The following is a 22,848-nucleotide window of genomic DNA, read 5'->3' on the forward strand; positions in this document are numbered from 1 at the left end:
AACATGGCTGATAGCAAGAAAACCGGCGAACAGATTCGGCGCCAGGTGATGGGCGATGCGTTCGTCGACCGCGCCCTGGGCAATGCCACCGACTTTACCCAACCGCTGCAGGACTTCGTCAACGAACATGCCTGGGGCAGCGTGTGGGCCCGCGACGGGCTGCCGTTGAAAACCCGCAGCCTGATTACCCTGGCCACGCTGACCGCACTGAAGTGCCCGCAGGAACTCAAGGGGCATGTGCGCGGGGCGCTGAACAATGGCTGTACGGTGGAGGAGATTCGCGAAGCGCTGCTGCATTGCGCGGTGTATGCGGGGGTGCCGGCGGCGATTGATGCGTTCCGTGCGGCACAGGAAGTGATCGACAGTTATCAATAGGTAGCCTGTACCGGCCTCTTCGCGGGCACCCTACAGGCTCTGAGACCTGTGCAGTACCTGTGGGAGCGGGCGTGCCCGCGAAGAGGCCGGTACTGTGTTACCTACCTGGCCTGGCGAGCCTTCTTCATCTTGAAGGCCACCCACAGCACCAAGATCCACCCCGGAATCAGCATCACCGAGATGCGAATCGGCGGGGTCAGGTACATCACCACCAGGATCAGCACGATGAACGCCAGGCACAGGTAGTTGGTGACCGGGTGCCCCCAGCTTTTGTAGAACGGGGTAATCCCGGCCGCCAGCTTGGCCTTGCGGAACTTCAGGTGGGTGATGCTGATGCTCGCCCAGTTGATCACCAGCGCCGACACCGCCAGGGCCATCAGCAAACCAAAGGCTTCACCCGGCATCAGGTAGTTGATCAGCACGCACAGCCCGGTGGCGAAAGCCGACACACCCAATGCGGTCAGCGGCACGCCGCTACGGCTTACCTTCAGCAACTGACGCGGAGCGTCGCCCTGGCTGGCCAGGCCGAACAGCATGCGGCTGTTGGCGTACACGCAGCTGTTGTACACCGACAGCGCGGCCGTCAGCACCACGATATTGAGGATGGTCGCCACCAGGTCACTGTCCAGTTCGTGGAAGATCATCACGAACGGGCTGCCACCCTGCACCACCTTCTGCCACGGGTACAGCGACAGCAGCACCGCCAGGGCACCGATATAGAAGATGAGGATGCGGTACACCACCTGGTTGGTGGCCTTGGGGATGCTCTGACGCGGGTTGTCGGCCTCGGCGGCGGTAATGCCCACCAGCTCCAGGCCACCGAACGAGAACATGATCACTGCCAGTGCCATCACCAGGCCGGTGACGCCGTTGGGGAAGAAGCCGCCGTACTGCCAGAGGTTGGCCACGCTGGCGTCTGGGCCGCCATGGCCGCTGGTCAGCAGCCAGGCGCCGAAGCCGATCATGCTGACGATGGCCACCACCTTGACCAGGGCGAACCAGAACTCCATCTCGCCGTAGACCTTCACCTGGGTCAGGTTGATCAGGTTGATCACCACGAAGAAGATCGCCGCCGTGGCCCAGGTGGGGAAGCCGGGCCACCAGTACTGCACGTAGATACCCACCGCTGTCAGCTCGGCCATGCCGACCAGTACGTACACCACCCAGTAGTTCCAGCCCGAGACGAAGCCGGCGAACTCGCTCCAGTACTGGTGGGCGAAGTGGCTGAAGCTGCCGGCCACCGGCTCTTCCACCACCATTTCGCCGAGCTGGCGCATGATCAGGAAGGCCATCAGGCCGGCAATGGCGTAGCCCAGCAGGACGGAAGGGCCGGCCAGCTGGATGGTCTGGGCGATGCCCAGGAACAACCCGGTACCAATGGCCCCGCCCAGCGCGATCAGCTGGATATGGCGATTCTTCAGCCCGCGCTGTAACCGCTCGGGCGTGCTCTGGTCTTGCATGAAGTGTCCTTTAGCTCAGTGAGGCTGTGTTTTTTGTGTTGTTTGCAGTCAAGGATCTAGATCCATCCGCCCCACTGCAAGATGAAAATACCAATGTTGGTGGTGATCGCCGCCATTAGCGTGGTAATCACGATGATCGACGCCGCCAGCTCATGGTTGCCGTTGGCCGCCCGCGCCATGACGTAGCTGGCCGCTGCGGTCGGGCTGCCGATGTACAGGAACAGGATACCCAGCTCGGCCCCGCGGAAGCCGCATAGCCAGGCGCCGAGGGTGCCGAGCAGCGGTAGCCAGACCATCTTCACCAGGCTGGCGTCGATGGCCAGCCTGCCACTGTCGCGCAGCGCCGCCAGCGACAGCGTGCCACCGATGCAGATCAGCGCCAGCGGCAGGGTCATCTGCGCCAGGTAGTCGCCCGAGGTCAGCAGCCAGTTGGGCAGTGGCACCTGGCCGTACGCCATGGGCGTGGCCACCAGCACACTGATGATCAGCGGGTTGCTGAGGATGCTCTTGCAAATGCTCCACGGGTCGGACTTCAGGTCCGGGCTGTACACCGCCAGCACCACTGCCGACAGCGAGTTGTACATGAGGATGACCAGGCCGGCGAGCACCGCACCCAGGGAGATGCCGTAGTCGCCATAGAGACTGGCGGCCAGGGCCAGGCCGATCACACCGTTGTTGCCGCGGAATGCGCCTTGGGTATAGATGCCCCGGTCGGCCAGCGGGCTGCGCCAGATGGCCAGGCCCCAGGCAATGGCGAAGCCGGCCAGGGTGGCGACGACGAAATAGAGAAGGACGCCGGGTTTGACCGCCGTGGCCAGGTCGGCGTGATAGATGCCGAGGAACAGCAGCGCCGGCATGCACACGTTGAACACCAGCTGCGAGGCGACGCGGTTGAAATTGTCGTCGATCAGGCGAATACGTTTGAGCAGCACGCCCATGAACAGCATGGCGAAGACCGGGGCCGTGATGTTCAGTGTCTGGATAAGAAGGGCGAGCATGCGCAAGCGATCCTGGAGGGGTTGCCGTTAGGGGGCTAATGATACGCCAACGGCCGGGACTTGCGGGGATCGCGGGGTATTACAGAGAAATTTCTGTCAGTACCGGCCTCTTCGCGGGCTTGCCCGCTCCCACAGGTATTACACAAGCCGCAAGACCTGTGCAGTACCTGTGGGAGCGGGCAAGCCCGCGAAAGGGCCGGTACAAGCCCAGCAGGAATCAGCGCCGAACCGGGCGCTTCTGCAGTTTGCGCTGCAAGGTCCGCCGGTGCATGCCCAGCGCCCGGGCGGTGGCCGAGATATTGCCTTCGTGCTCGTTCAGCACCCGCTGGATGTGTTCCCACTGCAGGCGGTCGACCGACATCGGGTTTTCCGGCACCAGGGTGTCCAGGTCGGTGTGCTCCGACAGCAGCGCCGCCAGCACATCATCGGCATCGGCCGGCTTGCACAGGTAGTTGCAGGCACCGCGCTTGACCGCTTCCACCGCGGTGGCAATGCTCGAGTAACCGGTCAGGATCACCACGCGCATTTCCGGGTCCAGCTCCAGCAGCTTGGGCAACAGCACCAGCCCGGAGTCGCCGTCCATCTTCAGGTCCAGCGTGGCGTAGTCCGGCAGGTCCTGCTGGGCCAGGATCAACCCTTCCTCGGCAGAGCTGGCGGTGCTCACGCGGAAACCGCGGCGGCTCATGGCCCGGGCCATGACCCGGGTGAAGGTGGCATCGTCATCCACCAGCAGCAGGTGCGGCAGCTCTTCGCCTTCGACCTGGTTTTCTTCGCTCATCATTCATCTCCTCGCTTGCCATAGGGCAGGCGCAGTTCGGTCAGGGTGCCACCCTGTTCATGACTATAGAGTTTCACCGAGCCGCCCGCACGGGTCACGCTGGCCTTGCTCAAGAACAGGCCCAGGCCGAAGCCTTTGCCTTTGGTGGTAATGAAGGGTTTGCCGATGGCTTCGGCGATGGCCGGCGGCACGCCGGGGCCATGGTCACGGATGCTGATGACGATGTCATGGGCGTCCCAGTCCAGGCGCACTTCAAGGTCATCGGGGCAGGCATCGGCGGCATTGTTCAACAGGTTCAACAGCGCCTGGGTCAGGTCCGGCGGCGGGGTCAGACGCGGCACCTGGCCGTCGCGCAGGCGCTGGAAGCGGTAGCTGGCTTCCGGGCGCATCAGGTGCCAACGGTTGAGCGCTTCGTCCAGCCAGGCCGTCACGTCCTGCTCCACCACGGCCAGGCGGCGGTTGGCTTCGGCGGCGCGTACCAGCTGTTGCAGGGTTTCCTTGCACAGCTTCACCTGGTCCTGAAGGATCTGCAGGTCTTCCTGCAGCAGCGGGTCGGCGTGGTCCTGGCGCATTTCGTTCAGCAGCACGCTCATGGTCGCCAACGGCGTGCCCAGCTCATGGGCGGCACCGGCGGCCTGGGTGGCCACGGCCAGCAGCTGCTCGTCGCGCAGGCTTTCTTCACGCCGCTCGGAACGCAGCTGCTCCTGGCGGCGCAGCTCTTCGGCCATGCGCGCGGCAAAGAAGGTGATCACTGCGGCGGCCAGGGCAATGCTCAACCACATGCCGTACACCTGCATCTTGTCCCGCGCCATCGGCAGGCCTTCGAGCGGGTAGAACTGCACCAGCAGCAGGCTGTAGGCGGTCAGGGCAATGCCCGAGAGAATCAGCGAATACAACCACGGCAAGGTCACCGCGGCGATCGCCAGCGGCACCAGGTAATACGACACGAACGGGTTGGTCGAGCCGCCGGAGTAATACAGCAAGGCACTGTGGATCAGCAGGTCGCAGGCCAGTTGCAGGGCGTACTCCAGCTCGGTGACCGGCAACGACAGGCGCAGGCGCAGGGCCGTGAAGGCGCACAGCAGCGAAGACAAGGCCAAGGTGCCGGCAAGCGACAGCCAGGGCAAGGGCAGCAGTTCGGTCCAGTAGGCGACGCCCACGGAGCCGGCCTGGGCAGCCAGGACCAGGACCCGAATGACGGTCAGGCGCCAGAGGTTCTGGCGAGTAGCGGACAGCGGTTGTACGGCGGCGAGCATGAGCTCTCCTGATGAGTGCTCCAGAAAAATCGGCTGGAGTATACCGAAGCCAGGCGCCTCGCTGCAGCGATGCGGCAAAGCGCCACACTTTGTCACAGGTTGATGATGGCACTTTTGAACCCACTACACTGTTGCCGGTCTGATGGGCCATGCGTGGAATGGATGACCACAACCCACGCCTTATATTGCCAAGGAGTACCACATGCAAATCCCACGTCGCGGCACCGCCCTGATCCTGTCCTGCGGCCTGCTCGCCAGCCTGCCGGCGCTGGCTGCCGATGAGCCGCGCTACAACCAGGTCTCGCTGCGTGCCGAAGTCAGCAAGGAAGTGGCGCGTGACCTGATGGTCGTTACCCTGTACAGCGAAGCGCAGAACACCGACCCGGGCAAGCTCGCCAAGCAGATCACCGAAACCATGAACAAGGCCGTACAGCAGTCGCGCCAGGTCAAGGACGTGAAGATCAGCCAGGGCAGCCGCAACAGCTACCCGGTGTATGACAGCAAGGGCCAGAAGATCACCGGCTGGCGCGAGCGCGCCGAGCTGCGCCTGGAAGGCGCCAACTTCCCGGCCCTGTCGCAGCTGACCGCCGACCTGCTGCAAGAGCTGAAGATGGGTGGCATGGACTTCTCCATCGCCCCGGCCACGCGCAAGGCCAGCGAGGATGCACTGCTCAAGGATGCGGTGGATGCCTTCAAGGCGCGCGCCCAGCTGGCTACCGAAGCGCTGGGTGGCAAGGGCTACAAAGTGGTCAGCCTGAACCTCAACAGCAGCGGTTACCCACGCCCGTACCTGCGCAGTGCACCGATGGCGATGAAGGCCATGGGGGCTGATGAGTCGGCACCGGCGCCGGATATCGAGGCCGGGACCAGTGAAGTGAGCATGAATGCCGATGGCCTGATCGAAGTGCAGATGCCTTGAGTTCGCCGGGGGCGCATTGCGCCCCTATCGCCGGCAAGCCAGCTCCCACAGATACACCACAGGTTTCAGCCCTTGTGTTGTACCTGTGGGAGCTGGCTTGCCGGCGATGAGGTCAGTCGAAAAAACGCAGATTCAGACCTTTCCTACGCACCAAATAGGTGCTTCCTACACTAACCCCGCCTCGAAACATCCCGCAAAAAGCCATCATTTTGCCTGCGCAAACGTTTAACTTCCCTGGAAGTTATATCAATGCGACATCCATGTACGACCGTACCACTTTTCTGACGTCAACTATCCCTCTGCATATTGCATTGGTAACAGCCCCTGCATAAGTATCCGCAGGTCGGCTCACGAGGCCACCTCAATCGAAAAATGACAACAATGAGGCCACCATGCTCAAACACGCAGTCATTCCGTTCCTGCTAGGCGCAGGCTTGCTCTCCGGCGCACCGTCGGCCCTCGCCGCGTCCAACCTGGTGTTCTGCTCCGAAGGCAGCCCGGCCGGCTTCGACCCAGGCCAATACACCACAGGGACTGACTTCGACGCCTCGGCCGAGACCGTGTTCAACCGCCTGACCCAGTTCGAACGTGGCGGCACTGCAGTCATCCCGGGTCTGGCGACCAAGTGGGAAGTCTCCGACGACGGAAAGACCTACACCTTCCACCTGCGCGAAGGGGTCAAGTTCCACACCACCGACTACTTCAAGCCCACCCGCAACTTCAACGCCGACGACGTGCTGTTCACCTTCAACCGCATGCTCGACAAGAACCACCCGTTCCGCAAGGCCTACCCCACCGAGTTCCCGTACTTCACCGACATGGGCATGGACAAGAACATCGCCAAGCTGGAGAAGCTCGACGAGCACACGGTCAAGTTCACCCTCAACGAAGTCGACGCCGCATTCATCCAGAACCTGGCCATGAGCTTCGCCTCGATCCAGTCCGCCGAATACGCCGACCAGCTGCTCAAGGACGGCAAGGCCGCCGACATCAACCAGAAGCCGATCGGCACCGGCCCGTTCGTGTTCAGCAAGTACCAGAAAGACGCGCAGATCCGCTTCAAGGGCAACAAGGACTACTGGCAACCCGATGACGTGAAGATCGACAACCTGATCTTCGCCATCACCACCGACGCCTCGGTGCGCATGCAGAAACTGAAGAAGAACGAGTGCCAGGTCACCCTGTTCCCGCGGCCGGCCGACATCCAGCCGCTGAAGCAGGACCCCAAGCTGCAGATGCCGCAACAAGCCGGCTTCAACCTCGGCTACATCGCCTACAACGTGATGGACAAGGTCAAGGGCAGCAACGAGGCCAACCCGCTGGCCCAGCTTAAAGTCCGTGAAGCGCTGGACATGGCCGTGGACAAGAAAAAGATCATCGAGTCGGTCTACCAGGGCGCCGGCCAACTGGCGGTCAACGCCATGCCGCCGACCCAGTGGTCCTATGACGACAGCATCAAGGACGCCTCGTTCGACCCTGAGAAAGCCAAGCAGCTGCTCAAGGAAGCCGGCATCAAGGAAGGCACCGAAATCACCCTGTGGGCGATGCCCGTGCAACGCCCGTACAACCCCAATGCCAAGCTGATGGCCGAGATGCTGCAATCCGACTGGGCCAAGGTCGGCATCAAGGCGAAGATCGTCAGCTATGAATGGGGCGAGTACATCAAGCGCTCCAAAGGCGGCGAACAAGGCGCCATGCTGATCGGCTGGAGCGGTGACAACGGCGACCCGGACAACTGGCTGGGCACCCTGTACGGCTGCGACGCCATGAGCGGCAACAACTTCTCCAAGTGGTGCTACAAGCCCTACGACGACCTGATCAAGCAGGCCAAGGCCACCTCCGACCAGGCCAAGCGCACCGAGCTGTACCAGCAGGCACAGCACATCCTCAAGGAGCAGGTACCGATCACCCCGATCGCCCACTCCACCGTGTACCAGCCCATGAGCGCCAAGGTGAAGGACTTCAAGATCAGCCCGTTCGCGCTGAACTCCTTCTACGGCGTCAGCGTGGACAAATAGGCTAGCCAAGGCACCCGCCGAGCGGCGGGGGCCCCGCCATCCTCGTACCCTTTCATGTCGTCCCGCCGCCATCCGCAGCGGGGTCGGCGACCTGTTGCCGCCATTCGTACCCCGAGGCGGCGCAAACAGACGTAAAAGGACTTTCCATGCGCCATACCACCCGCCTTTCCGCCCTGCTGGCCCTGGGCCTGATCAGCCAATCGCCGGCCCTGCTGGCCAACAACCTGGTGTTCTGCTCCGAAGGCAGCCCCGCCGGCTTCGACACCGCCCAGTACACCAGCGCCACCGACAACGATGCCGCCGAACCGCTCTACAACCGCCTGGTCGAGTTCGAACGCGGCGGCACTGCCGTGCACCCTGCCCTAGCGACCCGCTGGGAGGTGTCCGAAGATGGCCTGCGCTACACCTTCCACCTGCGCGAAGGGGTGAAATTCCACAGCAACAAGGCCTTTTCGCCGAGCCGCGACTTCAACGCCGACGACGTGCTGTTCACCTTCAACCGCATGCTCGACAAGAACCACCCGTTCCGCCAGGCCTACCCGACCGAGTTCCCCTATTTCATCAGCATGGGCCTGGACAAGAACATCGCCCGTGTCGAAAAGACCGATCCACTGACCGTGGTGTTCACCCTGAACAAGGTCGATGCCGCGTTCATCCAGAACCTGGCCATGAGCTTCGCTTCCATCCTGTCTGCCGAATACGCCGAACAGCTGATGGCCAGCGGGCGCCCCAGCGACATCAACCAGCAACCGATCGGCACCGGCCCGTTCGTGTTCCAGCGTTATCAGAAGGATTCGCAGATCCGCTACAAGGGCAACAAGGCCTATTGGTCACCGCAGGACGTGAAGATCGACAACCTGGTGTTCTCGATCAACATCGACCCTTCGGTGCGCATCCAGAAGCTGCGCCGCAACGAATGCCAGGTCACCCTGCACCCGCGCCCCGCCGACCTGCCGGCGCTCAAGGCCGACAGCAAACTGCAGGTGCTGCAGCAACCTGGCTTCAACCTCGGCTATATCGCCTACAACACCCAGCACCCACCGTTCGACCGCCTGGAAGTGCGCCAGGCCATGGACATGGCAGTGAACAAGCAGGCGATCATCCAGGCCGTGTACCAGGATTCCGGCCAGCTGGCAGTCAACGCCATGCCGCCGACCCAGTGGTCCTATGACAACAGCCTCAAGGACGCGCCCTTCGACCCGGAAAAGGCCAAGCAGCTACTGCAGCAGGCCGGGGTCAAGCCGGGCACCGAGATCACCCTGTGGGCCATGCCGGTGCAGCGCCCGTACAACCCCAACGCCAAGCTGATGGCGGAAATGCTCCAGGCTGACTGGAGCAAGCTCGGCTTCAAGGTGCGCATTGTCAGCTACGAATGGGGCGAGTACCTCAAGCGCATGAAAAGCGGCGAGCACGATATCGCCCTGATCGGCTGGACCGGGGACAACGGTGACCCGGACAACTGGCTGGGCACCCTCTACAACTGCGATGCCATCGGCAGCAACAACTACTCGCTGTGGTGCGATCCGCAGTACGACAGCCTGGTCAAGCAGGCCAAGCAGGTCACCGACCGCACGCAGCGCACCGCCCTGTACCAGCAGGCCCAGCAGCGGCTCAAGCAACAGGTGCCGATTACCCCGGTGGCGCACTCCACGGTCAACCAACCGCTCAGCGTCAAGGTTTCCGAGTTCAAGGTCAGCCCGTTCGGGCGTAACGACTTTTCCGGTGTGAGTGTTGATTGAGCATTAGCCGGTACCGGCCTCTTCGCGGGTAAACCCGCTCCCACAGGGTTCTCCTCAGGTTCACGAAACCTGTGGGAGCGGGCGCGCCCGCGAAGAGGCCGGCACAGCCAACACAACGCCCCGATTCTGCCCGGTGACCCCGGGCAACCCTGGCAACACCGCAGCAAGAAGCCCGGCCCACAAGGCCAGGCAATAACTAGAAGAACAGAAAGGGAGCTTTAACCTTGAGACTATTCACCTTGACCGCACTGGCGTTATCCATCAGTGCCTTATCCACCGTGACCCAGGCCGACCCGCAAAGCCAGGAATACGTGCCCATCACCCTCAAAGGCAGCAGCGAGCAGGAGCAGGCCAGCGGCTTCGTCGACGGCCAGAGCCTGTCCGGCAGCACCCGCAACTGGTATGCCCGCGAGCGCGCCGCACGCGCCCCGCTGTGGAAGTACTACAAGAGCGACGGCACCCGCCACGACACCCACAGCCGCGAGAACTGGGTGCAGGGCACCATCCTCAACTACAGCTCCGGCTTCACCCAGGGCACCGTCGGCTTCGCCGTCGAAGCCGCCGGTTACAATGCCATCGCCCTGCTGCAGAACCGCGAGGACGTCGCCGGCCCCAACAACCGCACCCTGACCCACAGCGACGGCGACCCGGTCGGACAGTGGAGCAAGATGGGCCTGGCCAACGTCAAGGCGCGAGTGTCCAACACCACCCTCACCGTCGGCCGCCAATCGGTGGACACGCCGATGATCGCCTACATAGGCAACCGCGCCCTGCCCTCGAGCTTCCAGGGCGCGTTCCTGCACAGTGCTGAATTCGACAACCTGAGCTTCGACCTGGGCACCTTCGACCGCGTCTCGCCCCGTACCGAACAGAGCCTCAGCAAGTTCCGCACCGAGTACAGTGCCACTGGCGTGGAAACCGACCGCGCCAGCACCGCCGGCATCAACTACCAGCCGTTCAAGAGCCTGAGCACCAGCCTGTACGCCACCAAGGTCGACGACTTCTGGAACCAGTACTACTTCGGCGCCAACCACGTGCTCGGCGACAGCGCAGTGCTCAGCCTGAGCACCGGCCTGAACTACTACAAGACCGTCGACGCCGGCAGCAAGAAGATGGGCGAGATCGACAACGACACCTACAGCCTGTCGTTCGGCCTGACCCACCAGGCCCACACCCTCAGCGCCTCCTGGCAGCAGGTCAACGGCAACGAGTACTTCGACTACCTGCACGAAACCAACGGCATCTACCTGGCCAACTCGCTGCTGTCGGACTTCAACGGCCCCAACGAGAAATCGCTGCAGATTTCCTACGTGCTGAACATGGCGCCGTACGGCGTGCCGGGCCTGAAGTTCAACCTGTACAACGCCCGCGGCTGGGGCATCGATGGTACCCATTACCGCGGCACCGCCTACGACGTGAACGGCCTGGATGGCGAAACCCACTACGAGTGGGGCTTCGGCACCAGCTACGCGGTACAGAGCGGGCCGCTGAAAGACACCAGCATCCGTGCCACCTACACCGCGCACCGCGCCAGCAAGGCCCAGGGCGATGGCAGCCTGGATGAGTTCCGGGTGGTTACCACCATTCCATTCAACATTCTCTGACCGCCGGCGCCACGGCCTGCTTCGCTGCGGGCCGTGGCGGCTACGCTGGAATCAATGCAAGCAGGGAGTCCACCCATGCAGAGAGCTTTCATGAAATCGCTACCGCTACGCCTCGCCCTGGCAGCGCTGGTACTGGGCAGCGCCACACAGCTGGCAGCCAAGCCGCTGGTAGTGTGCACCGAGGCCAGCCCGGAAGGGTTCGACGTTGTCCAGTACACTACGGGGGTCACCTTCGATGCCACCTCCGAAGCGCTGTTCAACCGCCTGGTCGACTTCAAGCCTGGCACCACCGACGTCCAGCCGGCCCTGGCCGAACGCTGGGACATCTCACCGGACGGCCTGACCTACACCTTCCACCTGCGCCAAGGGGTGAAGTTCCACAAGACCGACTACTTCACGCCCACTCGCGAATTCAATGCCGATGACGTGCTGTGGAGCCTGCGCCGTCAGCTCGATCCGGCGCACCCGTGGCACGACAAGACCAGCGTCGGCTACCCGTACTTCGAAAGCATGTCCTTCAAAAGCCTGCTCAAGTCGGTGGACAAGACAGATGACCACACCGTGGTGATCACCCTCACCCGCCCGGAAGCACCGTTCCTGCGGGACATGGCCATGGGCTTCACCTCGATCTACTCCGCCGAATACGGCGACCAGTTGCTCAAGGCCGGCAAGACCGCCGAGCTGAACAGCAAGCCGATCGGCACCGGCCCGTTCATCTTCCAGCGTTACAACAAGGACGCTCAGGTCCGCTTCAAACCCAACCCGGACTACTTCCGCGGCAAGCCCCCGGCCGACGCCCTGATATTCGCCATCGCCACCGACAGCAACGTGCGCCTGCAAAAGCTGCGCGCCAACGAATGCCAGGTGGCGCTATACCCCAAACCGGAGGACGTGCCGACGATCAAGGCCGACCCCAAGCTCAAGGTCGCCGAGACCGAAGCGCTGGTCACCGGCTATATCGCCATGAACACCCAGCACAAGTACCTCAGCGATGTGCGCGTGCGCAAAGCCATCAACATGGCCTTCGACCGCCAGACACACGTCGACCAGTTGTTTGGCAAGGACAACGCGCTGGTGGGCGTGAACCCGTACCCGCCGACCATGCTCGGTTACAACACCACCAACCAGAACCCGCCTCGGGACCTGGCCAAGGCCCGCGCCCTGCTCAAGGAAGCTGGCGTACCGGAAGGTACCGTGATCACCCTGTTCACCCGCAACGGCGGCGGCATGACCAACCCCAACCCACGCCTGTCCGCCGAGATGCTGCAGGCCGACCTGAAACAGGTCGGCCTGCAGCTGGATATCCGCGTGATGGAATGGGCCGAAATGCTGCGTCGTGCCAAGAACGGCGAAGCCGACCTGGTCTCCACCGGCTGGGCAGGCGACAACGGTGACCCGGACAACTTCCTCACCCCGCTGCTCAGCTGCGAGGCCGCCAAGAACGGCGAGAACTACGCCCGCTGGTGCAATCCGCAGTTCCAGGAACTCATCACGCGCGCACGGCAGATGACGGATGACAATGAGCGCCGATGGGTCTATGCCGAGGCTTTAAGGGTGTACGATGACGACCAACCCTGGATCAGCATGGCCCACCCCAAGGTGTTCGCCGCCATGCGTGACAACGTGGAGGGCTACGTGATCAGCCCTCTGACCAACAACAACTTCGCCACCACCAAGGTGAAGTAGAACAACAACGACCGCCGGCAACCCACACGGGGACCGGCGGCACCACCGTAGCGGGCTGATCGCCCCACGGCCTGATGAGGTAACCCAGACAATGTTGAGCTTTATTGCCCGGCGCCTTGGCCTGCTGATACCGACCTTTTTCGGTATCACCTTGCTGACCTTCGCGCTCATACGCCTGATCCCCGGCGACCCGGTGGAAGTGATGATGGGCGAGCGCAGGGTCGACCCTGAAATGCATGCCCAGGCCATGGAGCGCCTGGGCCTGAACAAGCCGCTGCCGGTCCAGTACCTGGACTACGTCGGCAAGCTGGCCCAGGGTGACCTCGGTGAATCGCTGCGCACCCGCGAGAGCGTGTGGAGCGAGTTCCTCACCCTGTTCCCGGCCACCCTCGAACTGGCCTTCGCCGCCCTGTTGTTCGCCGGCATCGTCGGCCTGCTGGCCGGGGTGATCGCTGCGCTCAAGCGCGGATCGCTGTTCGATCACGGGGTGATGGGCATTTCCCTGGCCGGTTACTCGATGCCGATCTTCTGGTGGGGCCTGATCCTGATCATGTTCTTCTCGGTAAGCCTGGGCTGGACCCCGGTGTCCGGGCGCATCGACCTGCTCTACGACATCGAGCCGAAAACCGGCTTCATGCTCATCGACACCCTGCTCAGCGACGAGGAAGGCGCGTTCAAGGACGCGGTGATGCACCTGATCCTGCCGGCCATCGTGCTCGGCACCATCCCGCTGGCGGTGATTGCCCGCATGACCCGCTCGTCGATGCTCGAAGTGCTGCGCGAGGACTACATCCGCACCGCCCGCGCCAAAGGCCTGTCGCCGGCCCGCGTGGTGTTCGTGCACGGCCTGCGCAACGCGCTGATCCCGGTACTGACCGTATTCGGCCTGCAGGTTGGCACGTTGCTGGCCGGTGCAGTGCTGACCGAAACCATCTTTTCCTGGCCGGGCATCGGCAAGTGGCTGATCGAAGCCATCGGTGCCCGTGACTACCCCGTGGTCCAGAACGGCATCCTGTTGATCGCCTGCCTGGTGATCCTGGTCAACTTCGTCGTGGATATCCTCTACGGCCTGGCCAACCCACGCATCCGTCATCAGCGCTGAGGCCTTCGCCATGACTAGCCCGATTCCGAAATCCGTCACACCGGCCAGCCCGGTGGACCAGAGCCTGCTCTACCCCTCGCCATACAAAGAATTCTGGCAAGCCTTCGCCCGCAATAAAGGCGCGGTGATGGGCCTGGCCTTCATGTGCCTGGTGGTGTTCTGCGCGCTGTTCGCGCCGTGGGTCGCCCCGCACGACCCGAGCGAGCAGTACCGCGAATTCCTGCTGACCCCACCGGTGTGGCTCGAAGGTGGCAGCTGGCAGTTCATCCTCGGCACCGACGAGCTGGGCCGCGACCTGCTTTCGCGGCTGATTCAGGGCGCGCGGCTTTCGCTGCTGATCGGCCTGTCGTCGGTGGTGATGTCGCTGATCCCTGGCATCCTGCTGGGCCTGCTGGCCGGTTTCTTCCCGCAACTGCTCGGCCCGTCCATCATGCGCCTGATGGACGTGATGCTGGCCCTGCCCTCGCTGCTGCTGGCAGTGGCCATCGTCGCTATCCTCGGCCCAGGCCTGATCAACACCGTGATCGCCATCGCCATCGTGTCGTTGCCATCCTACGTGCGCCTGACCCGCGCCGCCGTGATGGGCGAGCTGAACCGCGACTACGTCACCGCCGCACGCCTGGCTGGTGCCGGGCTGCCACGGCTGATGTTCGTCACCGTGCTGCCCAACTGCATGGCACCGCTGATCGTGCAGGCCACCCTCAGCTTCTCCTCGGCCATCCTCGACGCCGCCGCCCTGGGCTTCCTTGGCCTTGGCGTACAGCCGCCGACCCCGGAGTGGGGCACCATGCTGGCTTCGGCCCGTGACTACATCGAGCGCGCCTGGTGGGTGGTGAGCCTGCCCGGCCTGACCATTCTGCTCAGTGTGCTGGCAATCAACCTGATGGGCGACGGCCTGCGCGATGCGCTGGACCCGAAACTCAAGAACGCCGCCTGAGGAGAACGCCATGTCACTGTTGCAGATCAACAACCTGAACGTGCGCTTCGGCGACGCCAATGCGGTACCGGTGGTCGATGGCCTGGACCTGACGGTGGAGGCCGGCGAGATCCTGGCCATCGTCGGCGAATCCGGCTCGGGCAAGTCCGTGACCATGATGGCCCTGATGGGCCTGATCGACGCCCCCGGGCGCATCACCGCCGACTCGCTCACCTTCGACGGCACCGACATGCTCAAGCTCAGCGGCCGCCAGCGACGCAAGGTGGTGGGCAAGGACATCGCCATGGTCTTCCAGGACCCGATGACCGCGCTCAACCCCAGCTACACCGTGGGCTACCAGATCGAGGAAGTGCTGCGCCAGCACCTGGGCCTGAAGGGCAAGGCCGCGCGCCAGCGTGCCCTGGAGCTGCTGAAAAAGGTCGAGATCCCGGCTGCGGAAAGCCGCCTGGACGCCTACCCGCACCAGCTGTCCGGCGGCATGAGTCAGCGCGTGGCGATTGCCATGGCGATTGCCGGCGAGCCTAAGCTGCTGATTGCCGACGAACCCACCACTGCGCTGGACGTGACCATCCAGGCGCAGATCATGGAGCTGCTGGTCAACCTGCAGAAGGAGCGCAACATGGCGCTCATCCTGATCACCCACGACCTCGCCGTGGTCGCCGAAACGGCCAGGCGGGTGTGCGTGATGTACGCCGGCCAGGCCGTGGAAGTGGGCCAGGTGCCGGAGCTGTTCGACGTGCCCGCCCACCCCTACAGCGAAGCGTTGCTGGCGGCGATCCCCGAGCACAGCATCGGTGCCGAACGCCTGGCCACCCTGCCCGGCATCGTCCCCGGCCGCTACGACCGCCCCGTGGGTTGCCTGCTGTCACCGCGCTGCCCGTACGTGCAGGACAACTGCCGGCGCCAGCGCCCGCCCCTCGATCCCCAGGCCCATGGCCTGGTGCGTTGCTTCTACCCGCTGAACCAGGAGGTGGCGTGATGGCCGTCGTTCTATCCGCCCGGGAGCTGACCCGGCATTACGAAGTCTCCCGCGGGCTGTTCAAGGGCCACGCCCTGGTCCGTGCGCTGAATGGCGTGTCGTTCGAACTGGAGGCCGGCAAGACCCTGGCCGTGGTCGGCGAGTCCGGCTGCGGCAAGTCGACCCTGGCCCGCGCACTGACCCTGATCGAAGAGCCGTCGTCCGGCTCGCTGCAAATTGCCGGCACCGAAGTGAAAGGCGCCAGCAAGAGCGAGCGCAAGCAACTGCGCCGCGACGTGCAGATGGTGTTCCAGAGCCCCTACGCCTCGCTCAACCCACGGCAGAAGATTGGTGACCAACTGGCCGAGCCGCTGCTGATCAACACCTCGCTGAGCAAGGCCGAGCGGCGAGAAAAGGTGCAGAAGATGATGGAACAGGTCGGCCTGCGCCCCGAGCATTACCAGCGCTACCCGCACATGTTCTCCGGTGGCCAGCGCCAGCGTATCGCCCTGGCCCGGGCAATGATGCTGCAGCCCAAGGTGCTGGTGGCGGATGAACCGACCTCGGCGCTGGACGTGTCGATCCAGGCCCAGGTGTTGAACCTGTTCATGGATTTGCAGAAGGAGTTCAACACCGCCTACGTGTTCATCTCGCACAACCTGGCGGTGGTGCGGCATGTGGCCGATCAGGTGCTGGTGATGTACCTCGGCCGGCCGGCGGAGATGGGGCCGAAAGAAGATATCTACGAAAGGCCGTTGCACCCGTATACCCAGGCGCTGCTGTCGGCGACGCCGGCGATTCACCCGGACCCTTTGAAGCCGAAGATCCGCATTGCCGGGGAGTTGCCCAACCCGCTGAACCCGCCGGATGGGTGTGCGTTTCACAAACGCTGCCCGTATGCGACCGAGCGGTGTGCCAAGGAGGTGCCAGCGCTCAGGCAGGTGAGTACCCGGCAGGTGGCTTGTCACTATGCTGAGCAGTTTCTTTAGCCTTTAGATAGCCGGGGCTGCGTTGCAGCCCATCGCGACACAAGGCCGCTCCTACAAGGGACCGCGATCTCCTGTAGGAGCGGCCTTGTGTCGCGATGGGCCGCAAAGCGGCCCCAAAAATCTCAATGCATGAAGAACCAGATCAGGATAATCACCGGAATTGGCACCCCAATCATCCAAAGCAGTATCGAGCGCATGGCCTTTCTCCTTGTTCGATGTTGAACAGACCGGTGCACTCGTCATGCCATATCTGTCAAAAAATCACACTCAACCGAATCAACGGCTTACTGCCCAAGCCGCTTGAAAAAACCGTGCAATATGCCGGATCCGCACCCTTGCAGCTGGGTGTTCTGCAATGCACTATCAGGCTCATGACCGCCACCACCCTCCCCGACGGCCCCGAGCAGACCCCGCTCACCGCCGACACCGTGCTGCGCTACCACCTGTGCTGGAAGCACCGCGACCTCGACGGCGTCATGGCGCTCTACCACCCCGACATCCAGTACCACGACTTCTTCCAGAACCGCGTGCTCGGCTTCCAGGAACTGCGTGACTACGTACGCGCCTGCCTGCCCCATGAAGCCGGCGAAGATATCGTGCACAGCGACCGCATTCGCGTCGACGGCTGTACCGCGTTCATCCAGTACCAGGTCACGGTCCAGGGCGGCGACGGCCTGGTGGCGTTCCAGTCCAGCGAGGCGATTACCGTGAAGGACGGCCTGATCTGGCAGGTCAACGAATACGCCACGCTGGTCCGCCGGAGCAGCAGTGGCCATGCCAGCAGCGGCCCGCGCCCGGCCACCAGCCGCCTGGGCCTGTCACCCCGACAGCTGTCGACCATGGCCCAGGACCTGGAACACTACTTCCAGCGCCAGCGCCCCTACCTGGACACGGAGCTGGACCTGCAGCAGGTGGCCGACGCCAGCGGCTACAGCCGCAACCAGATCTCCTACCTGCTCAACCAGGTGCTCGGGCAAAGCTTCTACCGCTACGTCAACCAGGCCCGCCTGCAGCACTTGATGGCCAGCCTCGACGACGACAGCATCGAAGCCACGATCGACGAGCTGGCGTTCAATGCCGGTTTCAACTCGTTGTCGGCGTTCTACAAGTGTTTCCGCGAACACACCGGGCTTACGCCCAAGGCGTACCTTAAGCAAATTTCCCTGCGTGCACGCACGTAGGACAGCCGCCCGCCGACACCACTAGGATCGCCCACAGACCTTGACGGATGTGGAGCCGAACCCGATGCAACCCCTGCGCACGCTCAGCCTGTGGATGGACCAGCTCGACGAGCCGTTGTGCGCCCGCCCGGCCCTGCGCGAGGACCTGGACGCGGATGTATGCATCATCGGCGCTGGCTACACCGGCCTGTGGACCGCCTACTACCTCAAGCGCCAGGCGCCACAGCTGAACATCGCGGTAATCGACGCCAACATCGCCGGCTTCGGCGCCTCGGGGCGCAACGGCGGCTGGCTGATGGGCAACCTGCTCGGCGAAGACCGCCTGCTGGCCACCCTGTCGCCGCAACAGCGCCGCGCCAGCATCGACCTGCTGCATGGCATTCCCGATGAAGTACACCGCGTGCTGCATCGCGAGAGCATCGACTGCGACTACCGCAAAGGCGGCGTGCTGTACTGCGCCGCGCGCTACCCGGAACAGGAGCGCAGCCTGCGCGCCTACCTCGACGACCTTTATCGCCAAGGCATGACCGAGGACGACTACCGCTGGCTGCGCCCCGAACAGCTTGACGCTCAGTTGCGGGTCAGCAACGCCTATGGCGCCATCTACAGCCCGCACACCGCAACCATCCAACCCGCCAAGCTGGCGCGTGGCCTGGCCCGGGCGGTAGAGGCGCTGGGCGTACCCATCTACGAAAACACCCCAGCCATCGACTGGCAGCCAGGTGAGGTGCGTACCCCGTTGGCGCGCATCCGTTGCCAATGGATGGTACCCGCCGTGGAAGGCTACGCCGCCAGCCTGCCGCCATTGGGCAAACATCAGCTGCCGGTACAGAGCCTGTTGGTGGCCACCGAACCACTGCCGGAGGCCACCTGGCAACAGATCGGCCTGAACCAGGGCCAGGCGTTCAGCGAAAGCAGCCGCCAGGTCACCTACGGCCAGCGCACCGCCGACAACCGCCTGGTATTCGGCGCCCGTGGCGGCTACCGCTTCGGTGGCCGCCTGCGCGAAAACTTCAACCTGGACGAACAGGAAATCGAGCTGCGCCGCTACCTGTTCAGCGAGTTGTTCCCGCAGCTGAAGCACGTGCGTATCACCCATTCCTGGGGCGGCAACCTGGGCATGGCGCGGCGCTTCCGCCCGCACATGCTCTGCGACCGTCAACGCGGCATCGCCCTGGCGGGCGGCTACGGCGGCGAAGGCGTCGGCGCCACCAACCTGGGCGGGCGCACCCTGGCGGCGCTGATCCTGAACCAGCACAACGAACTGACCGCGCAACCCTGGGTGCTCGACAACCGCCCGCTTTCAAGCCTGGCCAGTTGGCCACCCGAGCCCTGCCGCTGGCTGGGCTACAACGCAATCATCCAGAGCTTCGTCCACGAGGACCGGACCCTCGCCAACCCCGCCAGCGCGCCTTGGAGGCGGCGCCTGGCCAGCAATCTTGCGGACTTCATGGAAGGCTTCATGCACTGACCTCCCTTCCCCGACACAGGATTTACCGGTTCCGCTGATCGCCTGCCTTCGATAACAACACACAAATCAAGGTAACCCCGACATGCGCACGCTCCTTCTCGCCCCCCTGATGCTGGCCGCCAGCGTGGCCGGTGCCGCCGAAACGGTGAAGATCTACAACTGGTCCAGCTACGTTGCCCCCGACACACTGAAGAACTTCCAGCAAGCCAGCGGTATCGTGCCCACCTACGACGTTTACGACAGCAACGAAACCCTCGACGGCAAGCTGATGACCGGCAACTCCGGCTACGACGTGGTGTTCCCGTCCAACCACTTCATGGCCCGTCAAATCCAGGGCAAAGCCCTGAAGCAGCTGGACAAGTCGCAGCTGCCCAACTGGCACAACCTCAACCCGGTGTTGCTCAAGGCACTGGAGGTCAATGACCCGGGTAACCAATACGGCTTCCCGTACCTGTGGGGCAGCACCGGCATCGGCTACAACGTCGACAAGGTCAAGGCGGTGCTCGGCGACAGCGCGCCAGTAAACTCGTGGGACCTGATCTTCAAGCCTGAGTACATGAGCAAGCTGAAAAGCTGCGGCGTCGCCGTGCTGGACAACGGCCCCGAGCTGTTACCGATCGCCCTGCACTACCTGGGCCTGCCGCACCACAGCCAGAACCCGGCGGACTACGACAAGGCCAAGGCGCTGCTGATGCAGGTGCGGCCATACATCAGCTACTTCCACTCATCGAAGTACACCGGCGATCTGGCCAACGGCGATATCTGCGTGGTGGTGGGTTTCTCGGGGGATGTGTTGCAGGCGAAGAATCGTGCCGAGGAGGCGAAGAACGGGGTGAAGGTGGGGTATTCGATACCCAGGGAAGGCGCACCGATGTGGTTCGACATGGTTGCCATGCCGGCCGATGCACCGGATGAGAAGGCCGGGTATGCCTACATGAACTACCTGCTGCAGCCGGAGGTGATGGCCAACATCAGCAACCATGTGCAGTACGCCAACGGCAACCTTGAGGCGGACGGGCTGGTGGATCCGGCGATGAAGGGTAATACGATGATTTACCCGAGCGAGGAAGTAATGGGCAAGCTGTATGCGCTGGAGGCGATGCCGGCCAAGATCGACCGTATTCGCACGCGGATCTGGACCAGTATCAAGGCCGGGAACTGAATGGGGCCGCTTTGCGGCCCTTCGCGGGCACGCCCGCTCCCACAGGTATCGCGTAACCTTCAGGTGTAGTGATTCCCTGTGGGAGCGGGCGTGCCCGCGAAGGGCTGCAACGCAGCCCCATTTCAATACTTAGTGGTGCTCGCGGGTAGCGCGGAACTTGATGTCCGGCCAGCGCTCTTCCATCAGCGACAGGTTGACCCGGGTCGGCGCCAGGTAGGTCAGGTGCCCGCCACCGTCGATGGCCAGGTTCTCCATGGCCTTGTTCTGGAATTCCTCGAGCTTCTTCTTGTCGTCACAGCCGATCCAGCGGGCCGACCATACGGTGATCGGCTCGTAGGCGCACTCGACCTTGTACTCTTCCTTCAGGCGGCTGGCGACCACGTCGAACTGCAGCACACCGACTGCACCGAGGATGATGTCGTTGCTGCGCTCTGGGAAGAACACCTGGGTAGCACCTTCTTCGGCCAGCTGTTGCAGGCCCTGACGCAGCTGCTTGGATTTCAGCGGGTCCTTCAGGCGCACGCGGCGGAACAGCTCCGGAGCGAAGTGCGGAATACCGGTGAAGCCCAGCGCCTCGCCTTCGGTGAAGGTGTCGCCGATCTGGATGGTGCCGTGGTTGTGCAGGCCGATGATGTCGCCGGCATAGGCCTCTTCCAGCTGCTCACGCTCGGAGGAGAAGAAGGTCAGCGCGTCGCCGATGCGCAGGTCCTTGTTGATCCGCACGTGGCGCATCTTCATGCCCTTCTCGTACTTGCCCGAGCAGATACGCATGAAGGCGATGCGGTCGCGGTGTTTCGGGTCCATGTTCGCCTGGATCTTGAACACGAAACCGGTGAACTTCTCTTCCACAGGCTCCACGGTGCGCTCGTGGGCAACACGGCCCAGCGGGCGCGGCGCCCAGTCGACGACAGCGTCAAGCACATGGTCGACACCGAAGTTGCCCAGCGCGGTACCGAAGAACACCGGGGTCAGCTGGCCGTTGATGAACTCTTCCTGGTTGAACTCGTGGCAGGCGCCCTGCACCAGCTCCAGCTGTTCGACGAACGAATCGTACTGATCGCCCAGGTGGGCACGGGCTTCGTCCGAGTCCAGCTTCTGGATGATCTTGGCTTCGGTGCGCTCGTGGCCGTGGCCCGGGGTGTACACGACGATGTAGTCACCGGTCAGGTGGTACACGCCCTTGAAGTCGCGGTAGCAACCGATCGGCCAGGTGATCGGCGCGGCCTTGATCTTCAGCACGGCTTCGATCTCGTCCAGCAGCTCGATCGGGTCGCGGATGTCGCGGTCGAGTTTGTTGATGAAGCTGACGATCGGCGTGTCGCGCAGGCGGCACACGTCCATCAGGGCGATGGTACGTGGCTCTACACCTTTACCGCCGTCGAGCACCATCAGCGCCGAGTCCACCGCGGTCAGGGTGCGGTAGGTGTCTTCCGAGAAGTCTTCGTGGCCGGGGGTGTCGAGCAGGTTGATCATGTGCTCGCGGTACGGGAACTGCATCACCGAGGTGGTGATGGAGATGCCGCGCTGCTTCTCCATTTCCATCCAGTCGGAGGTGGCGTGGCGGTCGGACTTGCGCGACTTCACGGTACCGGCGACGGCAATGGCCTTGCCCATCAGCAGCAGCTTCTCGGTGATGGTGGTCTTACCGGCGTCGGGGTGGGAAATGATTGCGAAAGTGCGGCGCTTCGCGACTTCGGCGGCCTGGTTGGTCATGGGAAATCGCCTGACTGGGGGATTTAAAAGGGGCGATATCATACCTGAAGTTGGGCCGGGACCAAAATTTGCTGAACCGGCGGTGCCTGTTCCGCCCCTTTCGCGGGCACGCCCGCTCCCACAGGTACTGCACAGGCCTGAACAGCAGTGGAGATCCCTGTGGGAGCGGGCGAGCCCGCGAAGAGGCCGGCCCTGCCACTACAAACTCAACAACCAGCCGCTTATCACGACAAATGGCCAAAGGGCAGTTATTTCAACGCCTACAGCGCACTAACCCGCTGCTTTTTCTCGTCAATTTTCCAACCAACCAGTGATTAACGCTGGCCAAATGCCGCCCCAGATGGGAACCTTTACGCCCACGGAGACGTCCACTCCCCTGCAACCCGCTTCGGTTGAGGAGCTGGTTTCATCAGCATTTTCGGGCCCGACGGGGTTCGGCTCATGGCCTGATCGCAGCCTTCGGCGTGCGTCACGCTGCTACTCGCGAACACACCACCCGCCG

The 22,848-nt window shown here is 63.4% G+C and carries 18 protein-coding genes; 13 read left to right on the plus strand and 5 right to left on the minus strand.

The annotated features are described in order from the left end of the window. The first annotated feature begins 3 nt into the window (after positions 1-3). Complete coding sequence (locus B2790_RS24685; protein WP_046615782.1) at positions 4-375, plus strand: carboxymuconolactone decarboxylase family protein; 372 nt, start codon at positions 4-6, stop codon at positions 373-375. Positions 376-476: 101 nt separating this feature from the next. On the opposite strand, the gene B2790_RS24690 is transcribed toward B2790_RS24685, so the two are convergent. The 4 genes from B2790_RS24690 to B2790_RS24705 all read right to left on the minus strand — a co-directional run bounded on the left by B2790_RS24690 (position 477) and on the right by B2790_RS24705 (position 4,867). Further along, positions 477-1,835, minus strand: a complete 1,359-nt coding sequence (locus B2790_RS24690) for an amino acid permease (protein ID WP_013971058.1) — start codon at positions 1,833-1,835, stop codon at positions 477-479. A gap of 56 nt (positions 1,836-1,891) precedes the next feature. Next, on the minus strand, positions 1,892-2,833 hold the full coding sequence (locus tag B2790_RS24695) for an AEC family transporter (RefSeq protein ID WP_025337807.1): 942 nt from the start codon (positions 2,831-2,833) through the stop codon (positions 1,892-1,894). A 217-nt stretch (positions 2,834-3,050) separates the two neighbouring features. Next, on the minus strand, positions 3,051-3,611 hold the full coding sequence (locus tag B2790_RS24700; protein ID WP_025337806.1) for a response regulator transcription factor: 561 nt from the start codon (positions 3,609-3,611) through the stop codon (positions 3,051-3,053). Then, positions 3,611-4,867, minus strand: coding sequence for an ATP-binding protein (locus B2790_RS24705; RefSeq protein WP_025337805.1), 1,257 nt, complete (start codon positions 4,865-4,867; stop codon positions 3,611-3,613). The genes B2790_RS24700 and B2790_RS24705 overlap by 1 nt, the downstream gene beginning before the upstream one ends. Before the next feature lie 202 nt (positions 4,868-5,069). Between B2790_RS24705 and B2790_RS24710 the strand changes: the two genes are divergently transcribed. From B2790_RS24710 to B2790_RS24765, 12 genes are all read left to right on the plus strand, one after another. After that, entirely contained in the window at positions 5,070-5,786 is a 717-nt protein-coding gene (locus tag B2790_RS24710) for an SIMPL domain-containing protein (protein ID WP_286919983.1), read from the plus strand. 392 nt (positions 5,787-6,178) lie between these two features. Further along, complete coding sequence (locus B2790_RS24715; RefSeq protein WP_025337804.1) at positions 6,179-7,804, plus strand: ABC transporter substrate-binding protein; 1,626 nt, start codon at positions 6,179-6,181, stop codon at positions 7,802-7,804. Between the two features lie 146 nt (positions 7,805-7,950). Beyond that, positions 7,951-9,543 (plus strand): ABC transporter substrate-binding protein, encoded by a 1,593-nt coding sequence (locus tag B2790_RS24720; RefSeq protein ID WP_286919984.1) that lies wholly within the window; start codon positions 7,951-7,953, stop codon positions 9,541-9,543. Positions 9,544-9,767: 224 nt separating this feature from the next. Next, positions 9,768-11,147 carry an OprD family porin gene (locus B2790_RS24725; RefSeq protein ID WP_025337802.1) on the plus strand — a complete coding sequence of 460 codons (1,380 nt, stop codon included), beginning with the start codon at positions 9,768-9,770 and terminating at the stop codon, positions 11,145-11,147. 75 nt (positions 11,148-11,222) lie between these two features. Beyond that, complete coding sequence (locus tag B2790_RS24730) at positions 11,223-12,833, plus strand: ABC transporter substrate-binding protein (RefSeq protein ID WP_286919985.1); 1,611 nt, start codon at positions 11,223-11,225, stop codon at positions 12,831-12,833. A 91-nt stretch (positions 12,834-12,924) separates the two neighbouring features. Then, positions 12,925-13,935 (plus strand): ABC transporter permease subunit, encoded by a 1,011-nt coding sequence (locus tag B2790_RS24735; protein WP_012316108.1) that lies wholly within the window; start codon positions 12,925-12,927, stop codon positions 13,933-13,935. A gap of 10 nt (positions 13,936-13,945) precedes the next feature. Further along, a complete protein-coding gene (locus B2790_RS24740; RefSeq protein ID WP_015269040.1) occupies positions 13,946-14,872 on the plus strand; it encodes an ABC transporter permease subunit in 927 nt (308 codons plus the stop codon). A 10-nt stretch (positions 14,873-14,882) separates the two neighbouring features. Then, positions 14,883-15,851 carry an ABC transporter ATP-binding protein gene (locus B2790_RS24745; RefSeq protein WP_003257886.1) on the plus strand — a complete coding sequence of 323 codons (969 nt, stop codon included), beginning with the start codon at positions 14,883-14,885 and terminating at the stop codon, positions 15,849-15,851. Continuing rightward, complete coding sequence (locus tag B2790_RS24750) at positions 15,851-16,819, plus strand: peptide ABC transporter ATP-binding protein (protein WP_024086321.1); 969 nt, start codon at positions 15,851-15,853, stop codon at positions 16,817-16,819. The genes B2790_RS24745 and B2790_RS24750 overlap by 1 nt, the downstream gene beginning before the upstream one ends. 371 nt (positions 16,820-17,190) lie before the next feature. Then, positions 17,191-18,000 (plus strand): AraC family transcriptional regulator, encoded by an 810-nt coding sequence (locus tag B2790_RS24755; protein ID WP_286919986.1) that lies wholly within the window; start codon positions 17,191-17,193, stop codon positions 17,998-18,000. A gap of 64 nt (positions 18,001-18,064) precedes the next feature. Beyond that, positions 18,065-19,471 carry an NAD(P)/FAD-dependent oxidoreductase gene (locus B2790_RS24760; protein WP_286919987.1) on the plus strand — a complete coding sequence of 469 codons (1,407 nt, stop codon included), beginning with the start codon at positions 18,065-18,067 and terminating at the stop codon, positions 19,469-19,471. Positions 19,472-19,553: 82 nt separating this feature from the next. After that, positions 19,554-20,633 (plus strand): polyamine ABC transporter substrate-binding protein, encoded by a 1,080-nt coding sequence (locus B2790_RS24765; protein ID WP_075043845.1) that lies wholly within the window; start codon positions 19,554-19,556, stop codon positions 20,631-20,633. A 129-nt stretch (positions 20,634-20,762) separates the two neighbouring features. Here B2790_RS24765 and B2790_RS24770 read toward each other — a convergent pair whose 3' ends face one another. Then, the gene (locus B2790_RS24770) at positions 20,763-22,346 is read right to left on the minus strand and encodes a peptide chain release factor 3 (RefSeq protein ID WP_003257876.1); all 1,584 of its coding nucleotides are present in this window, start codon (positions 22,344-22,346) and stop codon (positions 20,763-20,765) included. Positions 22,347-22,848: the final 502 nt, after the last annotated feature.

Source organism: Pseudomonas sp. UBA6753, assembly GCF_002453565.1.
GTDB lineage: Bacteria > Pseudomonadota > Gammaproteobacteria > Pseudomonadales > Pseudomonadaceae > Aquipseudomonas > Aquipseudomonas putida_Z.

Coding starts and splice junctions, on each gene's coding strand:
- B2790_RS24750 (WP_024086321.1), top strand. CDS start 15,851: ATGGCCGTCGTTCTATCCGCCCGGGAGCTGACCCGGCATTACGAAGTC.
- B2790_RS24760 (WP_286919987.1), top strand. CDS start 18,065: ATGCAACCCCTGCGCACGCTCAGCCTGTGGATGGACCAGCTCGACGAG.
- B2790_RS24765 (WP_075043845.1), top strand. CDS start 19,554: ATGCGCACGCTCCTTCTCGCCCCCCTGATGCTGGCCGCCAGCGTGGCC.
- B2790_RS24720 (WP_286919984.1), top strand. CDS start 7,951: ATGCGCCATACCACCCGCCTTTCCGCCCTGCTGGCCCTGGGCCTGATC.
- B2790_RS24755 (WP_286919986.1), top strand. CDS start 17,191: ATGACCGCCACCACCCTCCCCGACGGCCCCGAGCAGACCCCGCTCACC.
- B2790_RS24770 (WP_003257876.1), bottom strand. CDS start 22,346: ATGACCAACCAGGCCGCCGAAGTCGCGAAGCGCCGCACTTTCGCAATC.
- B2790_RS24745 (WP_003257886.1), top strand. CDS start 14,883: ATGTCACTGTTGCAGATCAACAACCTGAACGTGCGCTTCGGCGACGCC.
- B2790_RS24695 (WP_025337807.1), bottom strand. CDS start 2,833: ATGCTCGCCCTTCTTATCCAGACACTGAACATCACGGCCCCGGTCTTC.
- B2790_RS24685 (WP_046615782.1), top strand. CDS start 4: ATGGCTGATAGCAAGAAAACCGGCGAACAGATTCGGCGCCAGGTGATG.
- B2790_RS24715 (WP_025337804.1), top strand. CDS start 6,179: ATGCTCAAACACGCAGTCATTCCGTTCCTGCTAGGCGCAGGCTTGCTC.
- B2790_RS24740 (WP_015269040.1), top strand. CDS start 13,946: ATGACTAGCCCGATTCCGAAATCCGTCACACCGGCCAGCCCGGTGGAC.
- B2790_RS24730 (WP_286919985.1), top strand. CDS start 11,223: ATGCAGAGAGCTTTCATGAAATCGCTACCGCTACGCCTCGCCCTGGCA.
- B2790_RS24735 (WP_012316108.1), top strand. CDS start 12,925: ATGTTGAGCTTTATTGCCCGGCGCCTTGGCCTGCTGATACCGACCTTT.
- B2790_RS24710 (WP_286919983.1), top strand. CDS start 5,070: ATGCAAATCCCACGTCGCGGCACCGCCCTGATCCTGTCCTGCGGCCTG.
- B2790_RS24700 (WP_025337806.1), bottom strand. CDS start 3,611: ATGAGCGAAGAAAACCAGGTCGAAGGCGAAGAGCTGCCGCACCTGCTG.
- B2790_RS24690 (WP_013971058.1), bottom strand. CDS start 1,835: ATGCAAGACCAGAGCACGCCCGAGCGGTTACAGCGCGGGCTGAAGAAT.
- B2790_RS24705 (WP_025337805.1), bottom strand. CDS start 4,867: ATGCTCGCCGCCGTACAACCGCTGTCCGCTACTCGCCAGAACCTCTGG.